The following is an 18,679-nucleotide window of genomic DNA, read 5'->3' as shown; positions in this document are numbered from 1 at the left end:
AAGCTGCCAACTGGCTGACGCAGGGACCTGAGGACCACATACGACACCGGTTGGCAGCTTTGCCTGGAGACGCCCTGCTTTGGACGTCGATCAAAGGAGCGTCTTGGGAGGAGCGCCTTTCGCCAACTTCATTGCAGGAACTATGCCAAGTTGGTTTTGAGAGACATTATTGTTCTGTATCAGTCACTTGATGGATTCTAGGGTTTTTCGATGCCACGGCGTGGAAAACGGCCACGGCTCAAAACAGCGCCATTTTGCGTATTTTTTGATCAGATGTGAGCCTCGCCTAAAAATTGGCGGGGTCAGCTGCGCGCCTGTTCGGCGATGTAGCGGTCGAGGGCGGAGGGGTCGAAGACCTGACCGTCAAAGAACTGGTCGGGCCCCATGGTGAGCGAACCGCGTGTGCCCGCGATCTGGTAGGGGCGGTCGTGGGTGCCGTCGGTCTTGTCGTCGAGCACCGGCACATTGATCTCAAGGGGTGCCAGGGCCGTGCGATACAGATCAGGACGGAAGCAGGCTGCCGCGATGGCTGCATTGGTCGGGCTGCTCGTCACCTCGCCCCAGCGCACCATCTGAGAGTAATACCACAGCGCATGGCTCTTCCAGGGGAAGTTGGCAGCGCTGGCATTGGGAATGAAGTGATCGGGCACCTGCGCCACCGCGCCGGCGCCAATCTCGAACCGACCGCTCAGCGCGCGACCGACAATATCGGGCGCCGCGTTGAGATAGGCGGGCTTTGCCATGATCTGGGCAATTTCGGCGTGATTGGCCGGGTCGGCGCAGAACTCACCGGCGCGGTAGATCGCCCGGATGATGGCCGCAACCCGTTCGGGTTGTGCCTGCGCCCAGTCGGCGCGCATACCGATGACCTTGTCCGGGCTGGACTGCCAGATTGCAGCCTTGGTGGTGACCATATGCGCGCCTTTGGTGGCCACGCCAATGCTGTTCCAAGGCTCACCCACGCAATAGCCATCCAGCCCGCTGCTCCCCAGCGCGTCGGGAAGCAAAGAGGGCGGCAACACGACGATCTCGATATCGCGATCAGGCTGGATGCCGCTGGCAGCCAGCCAATAGCGCAATTCGTAATTGTGGGACGAGGTCTGATGCACCACGCCAAAGCGCAGCTTGCGCCGCGACGCGGCGACAACCTTGGCCAGCGCGGCGCCCGATGGGCCCGCAGCAAGATTGCCCGGCGCGCCGTGATCTGCCATGGAGCGCCACAGATCGGCGCTTACCGTGATGGCGTTATTGCCCAGCCCGCAAACGACTGGCGCGATCATCTCGCTGGCCAGTGGCGTCAGGCCCAGACTAGCGGCCAAGGGCATGGGCGCCAGCATCTGGGCTATATCAAAATGCCCCAGCGCCGCCTTGTCGCGGATATTGGCCCAACTGGTCTCGCGCACCAGATTGAGGTCGAGCCCTTCGGCCTCAGCGAAGCCTTTTTCGCGCGCCAGCACCAGCAGCACGCTGTCGAGCAGGGGCAGGAAACCGGCGGTGAGGTGCGTTGTGGACATGGGCGTTCCTATGGGCCGAGCAGTTCGGCCGCGGTGACAAGGCTTTGAGCGATGTCGGCCATCCTTCGGTTCTGGTTCATGGCGGTGGAGCGGAGCAGGGCATAGGCATCCGCTTCGGCCAGACCGCGGGTCTTCATCAAAATGCCCTTGGCCTGATCAATGATCTTGCGGTCTTCAAGCTCGCTGCGGGCCTGCTCCAGCTCCCGTGTCAGCTTGGCGAAAGCATTAAAGCGCGAGATCGCCATATCAAGGATGGGTTTGACTCGCTCCTTTTTCAGGCCGTCCACGACATAGGCAGACACGCCGGCCTCGACCGCTTTTTCAATCATCTGGCTCTCTGAGCGATCAACGAACATCGCGATGGGGCGCTGAATGGCGCGCGACAGCGAAAAGAAATGCTCCAGCGTATCGCGCTTGGGGTTCTCCAGGTCGATGAACACAACATCGGGAGAGGTGTCGGCAATCGTGCGGCCAACCTCGTTCACATCGTGGATGACCACCACGCGTGCATGCCCGGCCTCGCGCAAGCCGTCCTCGATGATGGAGGCGCGGATGCGGTTCTCGTCGATGATCAAAATGGACAGATCGGGAATGGGCATCGGCGACAGTTACGTCATTGCCCACAAAAACCACAAGTCCTGTTTCTGCACATTTCCTATGCAGAAACTGGATTGAAGGTTTTGATGCTCTTAATTCTTGGCAGCGACCTCATTGCGCCAGCTGAACTGCGGCGAATAGCCCAGCATGCGCTTGGCCTTCTCGATCGAGAGCAGCGTGCCGTTATTGGTGAGGTTGCCCTTGGTTTCCACGCCCGGAAAAACCTCGGCCAGCAGCGACATGTTGGAGCGCGTCATCACGCTATCTGCATTGGCAATGATGAAGGCCTCAAAGCCCGTAAAATCAGCCTGAATGCAGCGCCGCACGGCCTGAGCCCCGTCACGGGCGTCGATATAGGCCCACAGATTCCATTTGCGCAGCATCGGGTCGTGATCGAACTTGGGGAAGGCAGCATAGTCTTCCGGGTTCATCACATTGGAAAAGCGCAGCGCCGAGATGCGGAGATCAGGATCCCAGCGGCAGAACTGGGCAGCCATGGTTTCATCGAGCAGTTTGCCCAGCGAATAGGCCGATTCCGGACGCGGATAGTATTCCTCATCGACCGGTGCATAGGGCGGGGGGGTATCAAAGGGCAGACCCAGTACGGTTTCACTCGAGGCAAACGTGATGTTCTTGATGCCCGCCATGCGCGAGGCCTCAAAAACATTATAGGTGGTGGGCACATTGTTGGCGAAGGTTGCGGCATTGGGCGCGCGGCCGGGCGCCGGAATGGCAGCCAGGTGAACAACCGCGTCGAATGGCCCGCCGCGCTCGTCCACCCCGCCCATGATCGCTGCCGCAACCTGACCGAAATCAGTCAGATCGACCTGAACGCTGGGGCAGATGGCTTCGGTGAGTGGCTGCTGATCAAGGTTGAGCACGTCATATCCATGCGCGACCAGATCCCGCAGCACTGCGCGTCCAAGCTTGCCGCTACCACCTGTGACGAGAACTTTGGTCATTCTAACCTCCTCAAATTGCAGCACTTCGTGCCTGATATTGCCCCGAGCGTGGCACGGAACTCAGGCGCTGCCAACCCGCTAAGAGGGGCGGATGCGGCAACTGAAAATGCCAGTTTTCCCAGATGAACGGTTTCTGAACAGCGATATCAGGTCTGGTTCAAGCCGGTCCAGGCAATCTCCCCGTCAAGCCAGTCAGCGCTCTTGAGGGAGAGACAGATGAACAAGCAGCAGGAAAAAGTACTCATCGCCACATTGTGTGGTCTGGTGATCGCCGCCGCCAGTGCCTTTGCCGTTCAGCCAGCCATGGCTGAGGGCTATGCCGTGGACCAGTTGGCGCGGGTGTCCGGCGTTGCCCATTGGGATCAGCTCAATGTTCGCAAATGGCCTGCTGCACACTCCCAGAAAACCGGCGCACTCGCGCCCGGTGTAGCGGTCTGGGTCGAGCGCTGCATTACTTTTGAAACCGGCTCGGACTGGTGCCTGGTAGATCGCAATTATACCCAGGGTTGGGTCAATGCGCGCTTTCTGACCCCGGTTTACGACGCTGATATCTGATCCGGTTTGCCCCGGCCTGCATAGTCGACCCCATGCAATCTGTTGACTTTTCCGGTCCTGCGCTGTTCTGAGAACAGCCTGGACCGGAGTTTTTTCTGATGGATGCCAATCCCATTCTCGCCGAAACCGTTCGTGGCAACTGGGTAGAGAACCGTCACCGCGGCGCCTTTGCGATCATCGATGCCGATGGCATAATTATCGCCTCAGCCGGCGACATAGAGCGGTCCATCTTCCCCCGCTCGGCCATCAAGTCGATGCAGGCTCTGGCGATTTTTGCCCGTCACGCTGACACCCAATTCCACCATAGTGCCGAAGAATTGGCCCTGGCTTGTTCCTCCCACAATGGCGAAGACTTCCACGTCGAGGTTGCCGCTGGGCTGCTGGGCCGCCTTGGCTTGTCCGAGGCCGATCTGGAATGCGGCGCGCATCAGCCCATCAATGCAGCCGCGCGCGCCGCCTTGCGGGCGCTGGGCGCCAAACCGTCCACGCTGCACAATGCCTGTTCGGGCAAGCATTCGGGTATGCTCAGCGTCTCTCTGGCCATGGGCGAGCCAACCGCAGGTTACGCCAATCGCGAACACGCCGTGCAGCAACAGGTGCGTGCCAGCGTCGAAGCGGTGATCGGGGAGCCGCTGACCGAAGCCAAATGCGGCACCGATGGTTGCTCTATCCCCACCTATGCCGCGCCGCTGCGTGCCTTTGCCAGGGGCTTTGCCCGCATGGCAACCGGCACCGGCCTGACGCCCGAAATGGGGGCAGCCGCCAAACGGCTGCTCGACGCCGCAACATCCCTGCCGCATCTGGTGGGGGGCACCGATCATGCCGACACCCGCATCATGGCGGCCTTCAATGGCCGCGTGATGCAGAAATATGGCGCCGACGGCGTGCAGTGTGGCGCGATCCGCGACAAGGGCTGGGGCTATGCGCTCAAATGTGACGACGGCAATGTGCTGGCCGCCCATGCCATGGTCGCTGGCATGCTGCTCAAGTTCGCCGAGCCCGACGCCGACCAGCGCGCTGTCCTGGAAACCATTGCACACCAGTCCATCAGGAGCGTCCGCGGCGACGTCGTCGGCGAGATGCGCTCGGTGGGCTTCTGAGCGCTAGTCGATGGTGACATTGCGGTAGCGACCGGCATTGGCGATCAGGTCCGCTTCGACAACATCGCTCCAGGCCAGTCCGACCACGGCCTTGTCGGCGCCGCTGATGGCGTTGCGTCCGATCAGCACCGTCCCGGCGCCCTCGGCAACGCTGACCCCAATGCCAATGGTGCTGGCAGAAATCACATTGCCCGAAATCATCACATTGCGCAGGAAGCTGCCATAGCCAGCGGCAATGGCGACACCGGGCACGTTCTGCACGGTATTGCCAGTAATGGCGGTTTCGGCCTCGGCAAAGATGCCGATGGGAATGGTGTCGGGATTGACCGCCGAAGCCGGGGTGATGTTGCGCACGATATTGCCCGAACACACTGCGAGCTGGCCGCCACTGTCCAGATTGGTGATCGATATGCCGGTCGCGGCACCATCGATGATGTTATTGGCAATGATCGAGCCCGAAAAACCGAACTCCGAAAAGATCGCCACCTCGCCCGAGCGCATACAGATATTGCCGCTGACCTGGGTGTTGTTGGTAGAATTGAGCCGGATGGCGGTAAAGGCGCAATCGGCGATGTGATTGTCGGCGATGACCACTTCGTCGGCCCAGAACACATTGATCCCGTTGCCATTCTGACCGTTGCCGCCGCCGCGCCAATCGATATTGGCAATCCGGTTGCCGGTGATGATCGAGCCGTCCGAGCCGTTCTCGCCACGCCAGATACGGATGCCGGCATTGCCGCAATGGGTGATGCGATTACCCGATATGATCAGGCCCCTACTGTCCATGGAGTGGACCGCTGCGTCACCGATCTGGGAGAAACTGCAATCGCGAATGGTCACGGCGGCGTCGAAAATACGCAGACCCGTCGCTGGCGCATCGCGCAGGGTGCAGCGTTCCAGGGCGATGGTGGCGCTGCGTTCTATGTTGAGCAGGGCCGGGGTCTGCTGGGCACTGCCCGCGCCGGCAAAGATAATGTCGCGCAGAACAACCGAGTTGCGTTCGACAATATTGGCGATGATCCCACCGTCGGCGGGGCTGACCACGGTGCTGCCCGGCACCCCTTCAACGATCAGATTGCTGGGAAATATCAGATTGCTGGCCAGGATATTGCCCGCGGGCAGGCGCAGGATCTGCCCTGCAGCTGCAGCCAGATCAAGCGCTCGCTGCAACACCGCGCTTTGATCCAGTCCCGAATTGGCCGTCAGGCCCAGCGTCGATGGCTCAAGCACACTTTGCGCATGGGCAGAAATAGGGGCGCCGGCAGCCAGAACAATGGCTCCGGCAAGGACTTGGCGGCGATTGGCGAACGCGGTCTGATTCATGGCGCCATATTGCCCTGCCGCGGGCTGGCCCGCCATGGTCATTGGAAAACAGAGTTACGAGTTGTCCCGTGCCGACCGGGACGGCTATAAGAACCCAACTTCCAAGGGTGGGTGCCAATGCTCGTTGACGACAAGATCTTTCTCGGAACCAGCACGCAGCCGGAATACATCGCTCTGAAATATGGCAATCGCCACGGGCTGGTGACTGGCGCGACGGGCACGGGCAAGACCGTAACCCTGCAGGTCATGGCCGAGGGCTTCGCCGCCGCTGGCGTGCCGGTCTTTGCCGCCGACATCAAGGGGGATCTCTCCGGGGTCGCCAAGATGGGCAAGGCAAAGGGCTGGCAGACCCAGCGTGCCCAGGAAATCGGCTTTTCCGAGTTCAAGGACGACATCTTCCCCGTCATTTTCTGGGATCTGTTCGGGCGCCAGGGCCATCCCATCCGCACCACCATTTCAGAAATGGGTGCGCTGCTGCTCAGCCGCCTGCTTGAACTCAACGACACCCAGGAGGGCGTGCTCAACATCGCCTTCAAGCTGGCTGACGATGAAGGGCTGCTGCTGCTCGACCTCAAGGATTTGCGGGCGCTTCTGGTCAATGTGCAGGAGCGCGCCAAGGAAATCTCGACCCGCTATGGCAATGTCTCGACCGCCTCGATCGGGGCCATCCAGCGCTCGCTTCTGGTGCTTGAGCAGCAGGGTGCGGAAAACTTCTTTGGTGAGCGTGGGCTCGACATCGCCGACCTGATTCGGACCGACCGCGATGGGCGTGGCTTCATTTCGATTCTGGCCGCCGATGATCTGATGCAGTCGCCGCGGCTCTATTCGACGTTCCTGCTCTGGATGCTGTCCGAACTGTTCGAGGAACTTCCCGAAGTAGGCGATATGGACAAACCCAAGCTGGTCTTCTTCTTTGACGAAGCCCATTTGCTGTTTGACGATGCGCCCAAAGCGCTGATCGACAAGGTTGAGCAGGTCGTGCGACTGGTACGCTCCAAGGGCGTCGGCGTGTATTTCGTCACCCAGAACCCCGTCGACATTCCAGAATCGGTGCTGTCACAGCTGGCCAATCGCGTGCAGCACGCTCTGCGTGCCTATACCCCTCGCGAGCAGAAGGCAGTGCGTGTCGCGGCCGAAACATTCCGCCCCAACCCCGCCTTTTCGACCGAAGAGGCCATTACCCAGTTGGGCATTGGTGAAGCGCTGGTTTCAGTGCTGGAGTCCAAGGGTGTCCCATCCATGGTCGGGCGCACCATGATCCGGCCGCCATCGGCGCAGGTTGGGCCCATCCTGCCCGAAGAGCGCAAGGCCATCATGGCGAACTCGCCGGTCGGCGGGCTGTACGATACCGCGATTGACCGCGATTCCGCCTTTGAGGTGCTGACCCGCAAGGCACGTGACAAGCAATTGGCTGAAGAACGCCAGCAGCTCGAAGACGAAGAGCGCAAGACCGCCAAGCGAACCTATCAGGATGATGCGCCCAAGAAGCGACGCTCGACACGACAGACACCGGCCGAAGCGGCCATGAATTCATTGGCCCGTACCGTGGCCAATCGCTTGGGTAATGCGTTGGTGCGCGGCATCCTCGGCAGCCTGAAGCGCGGAGGTTAGCACCATGGAACCCACCAAACGTGGCCCCGTCCTGGCCGTCTTCGCTTCCAATAAGGGCCCCGGCGACGCCGAACGCGCCTCGCTCATGAGCCAAGCGGGGACCTATTTCGCCAAGCGCGGTGCGCAACTGGTCTGTCTGGCCGAGAAGGGTGTCATTCCCGTGCCGCTGATCACCGCGGCCCGTTCCGCCGGCGGTGCCGTGCAGGTTGTGGCCGACGGCAGTATCGTGCTGCCACCGGCGCTCAAGGGCGTCACCATGGAGGTGGTGGAAGATGCCCCAGCGCGGCTCAATCGTATCGCCGGGCTGGCCGAGGGCATGGTTGCTCTGCCCGGTTCACTGGCCTCGGCGACTGAGCTGTTCGGTGTCTGGTCCGCAGCCAAGGCGTTGGGCCGCAACACGCCCGTGGTCATGCTCAATCGCCACAAGGCTTTCGAGGTGATGCGCGGCTATTCCGTAGATGTGCTCTCGCCCGGTTTGCCAGGCTATGACCGCGCCATCCAGTTCGCCGACAATATCGAAGATTTGTGGAGCCGGATCAGCCGGCTGGTCAGCGAAGCGCGCTAGGCGCGCGGCTCCATCACCGGATGCTGTGGCTTGCGCCGGTCAGGAAACAACGGCACCACATTGTCGCTGGCACGGCGCGCTGGCTGCGGCGTGGGGATGGGCGCAAAGATGCGGTTACGGCGTTCGGGCCCACGATAGCCGCCCAGCGTTCCCACCACACTGCGCGTGCGCAGCCGGATCTGGATACGCTGAAACAGGTAGCGTGGTGACATCGGCTTGATGATCACTTCGTCAATGCCCGCGCTGATCGCCTGATGGCGCATGGGCGGGGTGACATGACGGGTCAGGGCGATCACGGGGACCTCCTGGCTAAGCAGGTCGCCATTGAGCCGGATGCTTTCCACCATCTCATAGGCGGGACGGCCCTCGCGGTCGAAATCGCAGACCAGCATGTGGATCGGCGAGACGCGCATAAAGGCAATTAGTTCGACTTCGCTCTCGAAAATGCGGACATTGAGCCGGGGGTCACCGGCCACAACCATCGCTAACAAAGAAGACAGTGCCGGGTTTGCCGCAATAATGGCAACGACCTTGGCTGGTTGTGTCACAGGCATCCCCCGAATAGTAAACAAAGCGTTACCACGCTCGGGTGGAGCATTGAAGGGCGCTGTTTGCAAAGCAGTAAATCAGCGGGGGAAACGTGTGGGAAACCGCATGGAAAAGCCCGCCAGCGCGGGGCGCTGACGGGCTCTAATGCTTGTGGAAACAGCCGCTTAATTGGCTTCTTCGAACATCAGCTCGACATGTTCCCAGTTCACCAGGTTATCGAACCAGGCTTCAAGGTACTTCGGACGGGCATTGCGGTAGTCGATGTAATAGGAATGCTCCCACACATCGACACCCAGCAGCGGGTGCGCGCCGTGAATCAAGGGCGACTCGCCATTGGCAGTCTTGGAGACTTCCAGCTTGCCATCCTTGAGCGACAGCCAGGCCCAGCCCGAACCGAACTGGGTGGTGCCAGCCGCGATAAAATCAGCACGGAACTTGTCGAAGCCGCCCAGATCTGAGTCGATGGCTGCCTGCAGCTTGCCTGGCAGCTTGTTGCCGCCGCCATTGGGCTTCATCCAGTTCCAGAAGTGAACATGGTTGTAGTGCTGGCCAGCATTGTTGAACAGGCCGGCATTCTTGCCGTGGGCTTCCTTGACGATGTCTTCCAGCGGCAGGATTTCCAGACCCGAACCCTCGAGCAGCTTCTCACCATTGGTGACATAGGCCTGATGGTGCTTGTCGTGATGGTACTCAAGCGTTTCAGCCGACATGTAGGGGCCGAGCGCGTCATAAGCGTAGGGCAGGGGCGGCAGCGTGAACTTGGTCGTCATAAAGGCCTCCATTTGGAAAGACGCTGAGGGAAGTAAGCTTGGTATAGGGCGTTTTGATAACGGCAACAATTAGTTGGAAGTGAATGATCCTTCCAAACCAACGGCGTTCAGCGCAAAGGCGTAGCACATTGCCGTTTCCTTGAGCCGGTCGAAGCGCCCGGAGGCGCCGCCATGGCCCGCACCCATATTGGTCTTGAGGTACAATGGTGCGGACCCTGTCTTGGTTGCCCGTAGTTTGGCAACCCATTTCGCGGGCTCCCAATAAGTAACACGCGGATCAGTCAGGCCAGCCAGTGCAAATATCGGTGGGTAGTCCTTGGCGGTCACCTGCTCATAGGGTGCATAGGCCGCGATCCGGGCATAGTCTTCGGGCGAAGCCAGCGGATTACCCCACTCCGGCCATTCTGGTGGTGTCAGCGGCAGGGTCTCGTCGAGCATGGTGTTGAGCACGTCGACAAAGGGCACTTGAGCCAGAATGCCGCCCCACAGGTCAGGGGCCAGATTGGCAATGGCGCCCATCAGCATGCCACCCGCCGAGCCGCCCTGTGCCACGATGCGACCTCTGCTGGTGTAGCCCTTTTCGATCAGCATTTCGCCAGCGGCGATGAAATCGGTGAAGGTGTTGGTCTTGTGTTCGCGGCGGCCCTGCACATACCAGCGATAGCCCTTTTCCATACCGCCGCGAATGTGAGCGGTGGCATGGACAAAGCCGCGATCCACCAGCGACAGCGCGGAGATGGAAAACGCTGCCGGCATCGACATGCCATAGGCGCCATAGCCATAAAGCAGGGCCGGGGCTGAACCGTCGAGCTTGGTGCCCTTGCGATAAAGCACGGTGACCGGGACCTGCTCGCCATCGGGTGCAGTGGCGAACAGGCGGCGGGTTTCGTAGTGATCCGGATTGTGACCGGAGGGCACTTCCTGCTCCTTGAGCAGGGTGCGAGTGCCGGTTTCCAGATCCACATCGAACGTGCGCGATGGTGTGGTGGGCGAGGAATAGGTCAGCCGGAACACCGAGGTGTCGAACTCATAGCCGACCGACATGCCCAGCGCGTAAGCCTCCTCGTCGAACTTGACGCTCTCTTCCCGGCCATTGCGCAGGTCGCGCACCACAATGCGCGGCAGGCCTTCAAAGCGTTCCAGCCGCAGCATGTGGTTCTTGATCAGCACGGTATCGAGGATCAGCACGCCCTGGCTGTGTGCTACCAGATCGGTCCAGTTGTCCGCGCCCGGATTATCGATCGGCGCGGTGACGATCTTGTAGTCCTCGGCGCCGTCAGCATTGGTGCGGATATAGAGCAGGCCATCACGTTCATCGACGTCATATTCACGGTCGGTGACGCGCGGGGCAACCAGCTGCGGTGCGCCACCGGTCTCGGCGTCGATTAGCCAGCATTCAGAGGTCTGGTGATCATGGGCGTCGATGACAATGAACTTGTCGCTCAGGGTCCGGCCGACACCGACAAAGAATCCGGGGTCCTTTTCTTCAAAGATGATCGGGTCATTGGCCTGATCGGTCCCGATGATATGCAGACGCACCCGGTAGGGCCGATGATTGTCGTCATATTCGGTGTAATAGATGGAGCCGCTATCATTGCTCCAGACATAGGAGCCGGCGGTATTGGTGATCACCTCGGCGCTGTCTGCCCCGGTCTCCAGATCCCGGATGACAATGTCATAATATTCGGAACCCGCCCGGTCTGCTGCCCAGGCGAGGAATTTGTGCGAGCGATCATGCTCGGCCCCAGCAAAGCCGAAATAGCCGTCGCCAGCTTCAATATTGCAGTCCAGCAGCACGCTCTCGGGACCGCCATCGCGGGCAGTGCGTACGATCTGGGGGTATTGCTTGCCCTCAAGCATGCGCGAATTATAGGCGAAAGGGCCGTCTGGGGTCGGAATGCCGCTATCGTCTTCTTTGATGCGGCCGCGGATTTCCTTGTAGATGGTATCCTGCAGCTTGCTCGTGCGAGTGCCAAATGCATCGTCGAAATAGGCGTTCTCGGCGTCGAGATAGCTGCGAATCTCGGGATCCAGCGTTTCGGGCTTCTGCATCACCTCTTGCCAATTGGGCGCCCGCAGCCAGTGATAGGGGTCGTCGCGCTCGATATTGTGAAACGTCACGACGTGGGATTTGCGGGCGGCAACAGGCGGCGTGGTCTTGGTCATGGCAGGTCCGGACTTGGAGGCGGTGGCAGAACCGCAATTGGCTCTGGCGCTTTGGGTGTGGCCTTCAGACATAGGGCGGCGCTGGCCTGATTGCCAGCACTGCGATTTCCCCAACTGATGCCGACACTTCGTCGCAGACGAACGGATTAGGCTTGTCGCCCCCGGCTCAATGGTTAAGGTCACCACACAACAAAGCGGCCGCAAGGCCCGATAGACTATGGAGTTTCTCAGTTGGGGCCAAACATTGACGCGAGCATTGCACTGGTGGCGATTGCGCCATTTGTTGCGGCTGCGCTGGCGCCACTGCTGCATCGCTTCACTAAACCCCTGTCGGGTTGGATTTTAGCGCTTGTTCCCGGTGCCATATTTGTCTTTTTGCTGAGCCTGATCGAGCCTGTCCTCGCCACCGGTTCGATCTCTGCGCGCATTGGCTGGGTCCCCGCCTATGGACTGGACCTGTCGTTCTTCGTCGACGGGTTGAGTCTGACGTTTGCGCTGACGATTTCGGGAATCGGCGCGCTGATCATCATCTATTCGGGTGCCTACCTGCAGGGACATCAGCATCTGGGGCGGTTTCTCGCCTTTCTGATGGCCTTCATGGGCGCCATGCTTGGCCTGGTTCTGGCCGACAACATGCTCGGTCTTTTCGTGTTCTGGGAGCTGACGGCAGTCACCTCCTTCCTGCTGATCGGCTTTGACGCGGTGCGAGCGGCGGCCCGTCGCGGCGCCATCCAGGCACTGGTCATCACCAATATTGGCGGCATGGCCCTGCTGGCGGGCGTTATTCTGGTGCAGCAGCTGACCGGCACCTGGGAACTCAGCGAATTGCGGGGGCTCGAAGGCGGGCTGCAGGGGCATTCGCTCTATGGTCTGGTGCTGGCCTTCTTCCTGATCGCCGCCTTCACCAAGTCGGCGCAGTTTCCGCTGCACTTCTGGCTACCCAATGCCATGGAGGCGCCGACCCCGGTGTCGGCGTTCCTGCACTCGGCAACCATGGTGCAGGCCGGTGTCTATCTGCTGGCGCGCACCACGCCCTGGCTCGGAGACACAACCGCCTGGACCACCATTCTGGTGTGCTTTGGTGGTGTGACCCTGCTGTGGGGCGCACTTGGTTCGCTCAAGCAGACCGATCTCAAGCAGATGCTGGCGCAATCAACCATTGCTTCGCTGGGCCTGCTGGTGCTGCTGATCGGTCTGGGCACCGAGACTGCCATTGCCGGCATGGTGATCTATTTTGTCGCGCACGCTCTGTACAAGGCTGGCCTGTTCATGGTGGTCGGTGCGATCGACCACGAGGCCGGCACCCGCGATATCACTGCGCTGGGCGGGCTCTCGGGCAAGATGCCCATCACCTTCGTGGCGGCCATGCTGGCCGGGCTGTCCATGTTCGGCCTGCCACCCACCATCGCCTTCTTTGCCAAGGAAGAGATGTATCTCTACCTGCTCTCGCCCCAGTGGCAGGATCTGGCTGTGCTGGCCGTACTGATCGCTGGCAATGCGTTGCTGGCCGCTGTCGGCGCACTGGTCGCGATCAAGCCGTTTCTCGGCCCGGCCATGCAGACGCCCAAATCCGCGCATGAAGCTCCGCTCGGACTGCTTGCCGGGCCGGTCATTCTCGGGGTAACCGGCATTGCCTTTGCCCTGTTGCTGGACTGGTTCGGCCATACGGTTCTGGAGCCGGCCGCAACCGCCATTCTGCACGAGCCAGTCAAAAGCCATCTGACCTGGAACATCGACCTGACCAAGCCAGTGGTCTGGCTCTCGGTTGCCACTTGGGTCCTGGCAGTGCTGGCCTATCGCAATGCGGCTACCATCCGCACCCTGCTGCGCCGCTTTGATGCCGCGCTGGGCTGGACAGCCGATACGGTGTTCGACATCGTCATGTTCGGACTGATCCGCTTTGCCGGTGCGGTAACGCGCCTGCTGCATCATGGTCGCCTCGAGCTTTATCTGGTCACGGTGTTCGCCATGCTGGCGCTGGCCCTCATGGTGCCGCTGTTTGGTCTTGGCGCCGTCAACGCGCTGTTACCGACCGCCGAGCTGGGTAGTTGGGGTACCAAGCTGAGTTGGCCCAATCTGTCGCCCTATGAATGGGGTGTGGTCGGTCTGGCCCTGCTGGGCCTGGGCGCCATCGTTGCTGCGCCCAACCGGCTATATTCCATTCTCGCGCTGGGCGTGCAGGGCACAGCCGTCGCGCTGATCTTCCTGCTGTTTGGTGCGCCCGACCTGGCCTTCACCCAGCTCATGGTTGAAATCCTCTCGGTGGTGATCCTTGCGCTGGTGATGACACGGCTCAATCTCGATGAACGCGATCACCGGCCGTTCGAGGATCTGGCGCGTGATGGTACATTGGCCGTCGTCTGCGGCGTTGGCGTCAGCCTGCTGCTCATGGTGGTGCTCTCGGGAACGCTCGACACGCGGCTGTCCGACTTCTTCATCGCAACCAGCGTCCCGATCGCGCATGGTGCCAATATCGTCAACGTCATTCTGGTCGATTACCGTGGCTTTGATACGCTGGGCGAAATTTCGGTGCTGATGGCCGCCGGCATCTCCATCATGGTGTTGCTGCGCAGTCGTAAAAAGCCGGTCCCCGTTGCTGCGCCACTGCCGCCCAATCCTGTCGTGCCCAAGATCAAGCCCAAGAGCACGCGCGCCAAAGCGGCTGCAACCCCGCGGGCTACAACCACGGCAAAAGCCACGACAAAGCCAAAGGCCGCCGCGGCCAAGCCAGCTTCGACCAGAACGCGCGCCACAAAAACGGGCGCGGCCAAGACCGCTGCAGCGACGACCCCGGCAGCCCCCGCCAAAGCGCCAGCTGCGCCGACCAAGACACCGACCACGCGCCGCAAGAGGGCTGAGTCATGAACACGGTCATCTTCCGCACCATCGCCCCCATGATCGTTTCCACCATGCTGGTGTTCTCGGTCTACGTCTGCCTGCGCGGCCATAACGAACCAGGCGGCGGCTTTATTGGCGGGCTGATCGCGGCCTCCGCGATTGCGGTTCTCGGCATGGCGTCGAGTGCAGCCGACGCACGGCGTGCCCTGCGCTTTGATCCCCTCAGCATTGCCGGTTTCGGCGTGCTGATCGCCGGGCTGTCGGGCATGTTGTCCATCTTCAACGGCAACCCGTTCATGACCAGCATCTGGCTCTATCTTGATATTGGTGGCTCCGTGGTACCGTTCTCGACCCCGCTGATCTTTGATATCGGCGTCTATCTGGTGGTCTTTGGCACCCTGGCTTCCGTGGCACTGGCGCTTGAAAGCGAAGACGGGGAGGAGCTCTGATGGATTTTGTAATCGCCGCTCTCGTCGGGTGTTTCGTGGCGCTGGGTGTCTATATGCTGCTCTCGCGCTCGCTGATCCGCATGCTCTTGGGCGTAGTGGTGCTGGGCAATGGCGTGAACCTGCTGATTTTCACTGCCGGCCGCCTGACACTGGAAATTGCCCCGATTGTTCCCAAGGGAATGGAACATCCAGCTGGCCCCATCGCCAACCCCTTGCCTCAGGCGCTTATCCTGACAGCGATCGTTATCGGCTTCGCCATGTTCAGCTTCCTGCTGGTGCTGGCTTATCGCGCCTATCAGGCGCTCGATGCTGACAATACTGACACCATGCGTGTGACCGAGCCCGAGAACACGCCCAACCCTCCATTGAGTTACTGAGATGGCCGCAGAAAACGTGCCGTCAGCGATGATCGAGACCGTTACCCAGACCGCTGACTGGGTGATCGTTTTGCCTATGGCGCTGGCCCTGATGGGCGCTGCCCTGCTGTTGATTCTGCGCCGGTCCGCCGGTCCCGGTTTTGTTCTGGCGCTGGCCATCACACTGGGCATCATTGCTTGTGAAGTCAGCCTGTTATTACGTGTGGTCGAGTTCGGCCCCCTCAGCATGACCATGGGCAAGTGGCTGCCGCCCTTCGGCATCAGCTTCACCGCTGACGTGTTCGGCGCCAGCTTTGCCCTCGCCGCGGCCGTGGTGACGCTGACCGTCCTGATCTACGCCGAGGCGGATCGGCACCCGGGTTCGGCCGGCGATGGTTTTTACGCCCTGGTGCTGCTGCTGCTGGCCGGTGTGACCGGCTCGTTCCTGACCGGCGATCTGTTCAACCTCTATGTCTGGTTCGAGGTGATGCTGATCTCCTCGTTCGGTCTGCTCGTCATTGGCGGACGTCCGATCCAGCTCGATGGCGCGGTCAAATACGGCTTCCTCAACTTCTTGGCCACCACCATTTTCCTGCTCTCGCTGGGACTGTTGTACGGCCTGTTGGGCACGCTCAACATGGCGGACATCATGCGCGTGGCGCCGTTCGCCAACCCCGCTGCAATGGTCGGCGTTGCCGCGCTGATGCTGCTGGCCTTTGGCATGAAAGCGGCAGCCTTCCCGGTCAATACGTGGTTGCCGGCCTCCTATCACGCGCCACCAGCAGCAGTGTCGGCCCTTATGGCCGGCCTGCTGACCAAGGTTGGCATCTATGCCTTGCTGCGCACGCTGGTGGTGCTGCTACCCAGCACCCACGCCGTGCTTGAGCCGGTTCTGGTGGTCACTGCTGTCGCGACGCTGCTGGTGGCGCCGCTCGGCGCGATTGCTGAAACCAATCTGCGCAGATCGATTGGCTTCATTGTCATCGGCGGCATTGGCGCGGTTCTGGCTGGTATTGCCATGCCATCGCTGGCCGGCGTGAGCGGGGCAGGGCTCTATATCTTCCACGCCATGCTCACCATGACAGCGCTCTATCTGGTCGCCGGGCTGATCGAAAAGCAGACCGGAGAATCGGACACCAGGCGGATGGGCGGGCTATACGCCACCAGCGCGCCGCTCTCGGTGCTGTTCCTTGTTCTGGTATTGGCAGCCGCTGGCGTGCCGCCGCTGCTCGGCTTCTGGCCCAAACTGGTGCTGATCCAGGCTGGCCTTGCCGAGGGCAGCGTCGTGGGCGGCATTCTGGTGCTGGCCCTGCTGGTCAATGCCGTGCTGACCATCATCGCTGGCTCGCGCCTTTGGGCTCATATGTTCTGGCGCGCGGACTTTACGCCCGAGGCACCACCCACCGAGGCGCCGAACCGTCTGCACTACCTCGCCACCGGGGCGCTGGCCGTGCTGATCATTGCCGCAGGGCTGTGGCCCAACCCGATGTTTGAGGCTGTGGGTATCGGTGCTGCCGATATGGTAGACCCGGCACGCTATAGTGATGCCTTCGGTCTTGCGGAGATCACACCATGAACCTGGCAATGATGATCGTCAGCCTTGCCTTGGTCTGGGCTGCCATCACCGGCAATTTTACCGCACTCAATTTGCTGCTGGGCGCGGGTATCGGTGCCTTGACCGCCCTGATGCTGCGCAACTGGTTCGCGTCACCGCGCGTCTTGCTGCGCCTCAAGCGGGTCATCTCGCTGGCCCTGCTGTTTCTCTGGGAGCTCATGGTCAGTGCGGTGCGGGTTGCCATCATAGTGCTCACACCCGATATCAAGTCGGCGCTGCGCCCGGCTATCATCGCATTTCCGCTATCGGTGAAGTCCGATGCTGAAATTACCTTGCTGGCCAATATGATTACGTTGACCCCGGGTACACTGAGTGTCGATGTCGCTGAGGATCGCAGCGTGCTCTATGTTCACGTCCTTCATCTCAGCGATCGCGATGCCCTGATCGCCGAGATCGCCCGTGGCTTTGAAACCAAGATTAAGGAGGTGTTCATATGAGCACAGCCGAAATCGTCTCGCTAAGCACCATGATTGCCTTGATCATGCTGACCATCGCCATGGGGATTGCGGTGATCCGCGTCGTCATCGGGCCGACGCTGGCAGATCGCGTTCTGGCGCTTGATCTGTTGACCGTGGTGGCCATGGGCTTCGTTGGCGCTATCGCCATCCGTACCGGCCTGACCCTTTATCTCGATATCGCGATCAGCCTGGCGCTGCTCGGCTTCCTGGCGACGGTCGCTTTCGCCCGCTACATGCTATCAAGATTACGCGATCAGGAGACCCGCTCATGATCGCCAATCTGGCCACCTATCTGGGTTGCGCGTTCTTGCTGGTGGGCGCGGCATTTGCTTTGCTGGGCGCTGTTGGTGTCTTGCGACTGCCCGATCTGTACACGCGCATGCACGCCGCATCAAAGGCCGGCGCCGTTGGCGGCGGCATGATCCTGCTTGCAGTTGCCCTGATAAGCTTTGATGGCGCCGTGGCCCTGCGCGCCATATTGGGCACTGGTTTTCTGCTGCTGACCACCCCGGTTGCCGCGCACCTTCTGGCGCGTGTCTATCATCGGGGCGATGAGCATCGCGCAGAAATCATGGTGGTAGACGAGTTTCCGTCTGAAAGTAGCCAGAATCCTCCTGCATAACATTCGCAGATCGTTACATGTTAACGACGGTAAATCGGGTTGCAGTGGCCAATAAACAGCCCTAGTAGTCTAAGGTGGCTGTGAGTGTGAATTCACGGCCCAATAAAAAATCGGAAGGTTGAAATATGAGTGACACCACCGGCGCGACGCCCGGTTACGAGCAAGACTTGATCGAGCTCAGCACCGAGATCGTCTCTGCCTATGTGAGCCACAATGCTTTGAGCCCAAGTGATCTGCCCAAGCTGATCGCGGAAGTTCATGGCGCGCTGCGCACACTCTCGACAAATGAAGCCCCGCTTCCTGTCGAAGAGCTCAAGCCAGCTGTACCCGTGCGCAAATCTGTTGCGGCTGACTACATTATCTGTCTCGAAGACGGCAAGAAGTTCAAATCGCTGAAGCGCCATCTTCGTACCCACTACAATCTCTCGCCCGAAGAATACCGAGAGAAGTGGGGCCTGCCAGCTGACTACCCAATGGTTGCCCCCAGCTACTCGGCAACCCGATCCAAGCTGGCCAAGGACAACGGTCTGGGCCGCAAGGCTGCCTAAGGCGAATTTCGCCACTCACGCAAAGAGACGTCGCGCTCAATTATCCGCATCCCAAGCTGCGGTCGGGCCCCGGCGAGAACG

19 protein-coding genes are annotated in these 18,679 nt (G+C 60.7%); 12 read left to right on the top strand and 7 right to left on the bottom strand.

The window, feature by feature from the left end; translation table 11 throughout:
- Window positions 1-302: 302 nt before the first annotated feature.
- The 3 genes from KD146_RS10755 to KD146_RS10745 form a co-directional block, all read right to left on the bottom strand.
- On the bottom strand, window positions 303-1,514 hold the full coding sequence (locus tag KD146_RS10755) for a CmpA/NrtA family ABC transporter substrate-binding protein (RefSeq protein ID WP_212658664.1): 1,212 nt from the start codon (window positions 1,512-1,514) through the stop codon (window positions 303-305).
- Between the two features lie 8 nt (window positions 1,515-1,522).
- Window positions 1,523-2,113, bottom strand: a complete 591-nt coding sequence (locus tag KD146_RS10750; RefSeq protein ID WP_212658663.1) for an ANTAR domain-containing response regulator — start codon at window positions 2,111-2,113, stop codon at window positions 1,523-1,525.
- Between the two features lie 90 nt (window positions 2,114-2,203).
- A complete protein-coding gene (locus KD146_RS10745) occupies window positions 2,204-3,073 on the bottom strand; it encodes an NAD-dependent epimerase/dehydratase family protein (protein WP_212658662.1) in 870 nt (289 codons plus the stop codon).
- Between the two features lie 216 nt (window positions 3,074-3,289).
- On the opposite strand from KD146_RS10745, the gene KD146_RS10740 reads away from it, so the two are divergent.
- Complete coding sequence (locus KD146_RS10740; RefSeq protein ID WP_212658661.1) at window positions 3,290-3,628, top strand: SH3 domain-containing protein; 339 nt, start codon at window positions 3,290-3,292, stop codon at window positions 3,626-3,628.
- A 98-nt stretch (window positions 3,629-3,726) separates the two neighbouring features.
- Window positions 3,727-4,728: an asparaginase gene (locus KD146_RS10735; RefSeq protein WP_212658660.1), complete on the top strand. Its 1,002-nt coding sequence runs from the start codon at window positions 3,727-3,729 to the stop codon at window positions 4,726-4,728.
- A 3-nt stretch (window positions 4,729-4,731) separates the two neighbouring features.
- Here KD146_RS10735 and KD146_RS10730 read toward each other — a convergent pair whose 3' ends face one another.
- Window positions 4,732-6,051, bottom strand: coding sequence for a TIGR03808 family TAT-translocated repetitive protein (locus tag KD146_RS10730; protein ID WP_212658659.1), 1,320 nt, complete (start codon window positions 6,049-6,051; stop codon window positions 4,732-4,734).
- Window positions 6,052-6,168: 117 nt separating this feature from the next.
- Here KD146_RS10730 and KD146_RS10725 point away from each other — a divergent pair, with 117 nt between their 5' ends.
- Window positions 6,169-7,662: a helicase HerA-like domain-containing protein gene (locus KD146_RS10725; RefSeq protein WP_212658658.1), complete on the top strand. Its 1,494-nt coding sequence runs from the start codon at window positions 6,169-6,171 to the stop codon at window positions 7,660-7,662.
- Window positions 7,663-7,666: 4 nt separating this feature from the next.
- Entirely contained in the window at window positions 7,667-8,227 is a 561-nt protein-coding gene (locus tag KD146_RS10720) for an LOG family protein (protein WP_212658657.1), read from the top strand.
- On the opposite strand, the gene KD146_RS10715 is transcribed toward KD146_RS10720, so the two are convergent.
- The 3 genes from KD146_RS10715 to KD146_RS10705 form a co-directional block, all read right to left on the bottom strand.
- Complete coding sequence (locus tag KD146_RS10715; protein WP_212658656.1) at window positions 8,224-8,775, bottom strand: response regulator; 552 nt, start codon at window positions 8,773-8,775, stop codon at window positions 8,224-8,226. The genes KD146_RS10720 and KD146_RS10715 overlap by 4 nt on opposite strands.
- Before the next feature lie 165 nt (window positions 8,776-8,940).
- Window positions 8,941-9,546: a superoxide dismutase gene (locus KD146_RS10710; RefSeq protein WP_212658655.1), complete on the bottom strand. Its 606-nt coding sequence runs from the start codon at window positions 9,544-9,546 to the stop codon at window positions 8,941-8,943.
- A gap of 69 nt (window positions 9,547-9,615) precedes the next feature.
- The gene (locus KD146_RS10705; protein ID WP_212658654.1) at window positions 9,616-11,712 is read right to left on the bottom strand and encodes a S9 family peptidase; all 2,097 of its coding nucleotides are present in this window, start codon (window positions 11,710-11,712) and stop codon (window positions 9,616-9,618) included.
- Window positions 11,713-11,943: 231 nt separating this feature from the next.
- Between KD146_RS10705 and mbhE the strand changes: the two genes are divergently transcribed.
- From mbhE to KD146_RS10665, 8 genes are all read left to right on the top strand, one after another.
- Complete coding sequence (gene mbhE / locus KD146_RS10700; protein WP_249327643.1) at window positions 11,944-14,577, top strand: hydrogen gas-evolving membrane-bound hydrogenase subunit E; 2,634 nt, start codon at window positions 11,944-11,946, stop codon at window positions 14,575-14,577.
- Window positions 14,574-14,999 carry an MnhB domain-containing protein gene (locus KD146_RS10695; protein WP_212658653.1) on the top strand — a complete coding sequence of 142 codons (426 nt, stop codon included), beginning with the start codon at window positions 14,574-14,576 and terminating at the stop codon, window positions 14,997-14,999. Before mbhE ends, KD146_RS10695 begins: the two co-directional genes overlap by 4 nt.
- Entirely contained in the window at window positions 14,999-15,376 is a 378-nt protein-coding gene (locus tag KD146_RS10690) for a Na+/H+ antiporter subunit C (RefSeq protein ID WP_212658652.1), read from the top strand. The genes KD146_RS10695 and KD146_RS10690 overlap by 1 nt, the downstream gene beginning before the upstream one ends.
- A 1-nt stretch (window position 15,377) precedes the next feature.
- A complete protein-coding gene (locus tag KD146_RS10685) occupies window positions 15,378-16,931 on the top strand; it encodes a proton-conducting transporter transmembrane domain-containing protein (protein WP_212658651.1) in 1,554 nt (517 codons plus the stop codon).
- Window positions 16,928-17,407, top strand: coding sequence for a Na+/H+ antiporter subunit E (locus KD146_RS10680; RefSeq protein WP_212658650.1), 480 nt, complete (start codon window positions 16,928-16,930; stop codon window positions 17,405-17,407). The genes KD146_RS10685 and KD146_RS10680 overlap by 4 nt, the downstream gene beginning before the upstream one ends.
- Entirely contained in the window at window positions 17,404-17,700 is a 297-nt protein-coding gene (locus tag KD146_RS10675) for a cation:proton antiporter (protein ID WP_212658649.1), read from the top strand. The genes KD146_RS10680 and KD146_RS10675 overlap by 4 nt, the downstream gene beginning before the upstream one ends.
- A complete protein-coding gene (gene mnhG / locus KD146_RS10670; RefSeq protein ID WP_212658648.1) occupies window positions 17,697-18,050 on the top strand; it encodes a monovalent cation/H(+) antiporter subunit G in 354 nt (117 codons plus the stop codon). The genes KD146_RS10675 and mnhG overlap by 4 nt, the downstream gene beginning before the upstream one ends.
- A 125-nt stretch (window positions 18,051-18,175) precedes the next feature.
- Complete coding sequence (locus KD146_RS10665) at window positions 18,176-18,598, top strand: Ros/MucR family transcriptional regulator (protein WP_212658647.1); 423 nt, start codon at window positions 18,176-18,178, stop codon at window positions 18,596-18,598.
- Window positions 18,599-18,679 lie beyond the last annotated feature (81 nt).

This window comes from Devosia litorisediminis (assembly GCF_018334155.1).
Taxonomy (GTDB): domain Bacteria; phylum Pseudomonadota; class Alphaproteobacteria; order Rhizobiales; family Devosiaceae; genus Devosia; species Devosia litorisediminis.
This window is presented reverse-complemented; position numbering and strand designations above follow the sequence as displayed.

Coding starts and splice junctions, on each gene's coding strand:
- KD146_RS10675 (WP_212658649.1), top strand. CDS start 17,404: ATGAGCACAGCCGAAATCGTCTCGCTAAGCACCATGATTGCCTTGATC.
- KD146_RS10710 (WP_212658655.1), bottom strand. CDS start 9,546: ATGACGACCAAGTTCACGCTGCCGCCCCTGCCCTACGCTTATGACGCG.
- KD146_RS10685 (WP_212658651.1), top strand. CDS start 15,378: ATGGCCGCAGAAAACGTGCCGTCAGCGATGATCGAGACCGTTACCCAG.
- KD146_RS10745 (WP_212658662.1), bottom strand. CDS start 3,073: ATGACCAAAGTTCTCGTCACAGGTGGTAGCGGCAAGCTTGGACGCGCA.
- KD146_RS10690 (WP_212658652.1), top strand. CDS start 14,999: ATGGATTTTGTAATCGCCGCTCTCGTCGGGTGTTTCGTGGCGCTGGGT.
- KD146_RS10665 (WP_212658647.1), top strand. CDS start 18,176: ATGAGTGACACCACCGGCGCGACGCCCGGTTACGAGCAAGACTTGATC.
- KD146_RS10740 (WP_212658661.1), top strand. CDS start 3,290: ATGAACAAGCAGCAGGAAAAAGTACTCATCGCCACATTGTGTGGTCTG.
- KD146_RS10735 (WP_212658660.1), top strand. CDS start 3,727: ATGGATGCCAATCCCATTCTCGCCGAAACCGTTCGTGGCAACTGGGTA.
- KD146_RS10725 (WP_212658658.1), top strand. CDS start 6,169: ATGCTCGTTGACGACAAGATCTTTCTCGGAACCAGCACGCAGCCGGAA.
- KD146_RS10680 (WP_212658650.1), top strand. CDS start 16,928: ATGAACCTGGCAATGATGATCGTCAGCCTTGCCTTGGTCTGGGCTGCC.
- KD146_RS10750 (WP_212658663.1), bottom strand. CDS start 2,113: ATGCCCATTCCCGATCTGTCCATTTTGATCATCGACGAGAACCGCATC.
- mnhG (WP_212658648.1), top strand. CDS start 17,697: ATGATCGCCAATCTGGCCACCTATCTGGGTTGCGCGTTCTTGCTGGTG.
- KD146_RS10705 (WP_212658654.1), bottom strand. CDS start 11,712: ATGACCAAGACCACGCCGCCTGTTGCCGCCCGCAAATCCCACGTCGTG.
- KD146_RS10755 (WP_212658664.1), bottom strand. CDS start 1,514: ATGTCCACAACGCACCTCACCGCCGGTTTCCTGCCCCTGCTCGACAGC.
- KD146_RS10730 (WP_212658659.1), bottom strand. CDS start 6,051: ATGAATCAGACCGCGTTCGCCAATCGCCGCCAAGTCCTTGCCGGAGCC.
- KD146_RS10695 (WP_212658653.1), top strand. CDS start 14,574: ATGAACACGGTCATCTTCCGCACCATCGCCCCCATGATCGTTTCCACC.
- KD146_RS10720 (WP_212658657.1), top strand. CDS start 7,667: ATGGAACCCACCAAACGTGGCCCCGTCCTGGCCGTCTTCGCTTCCAAT.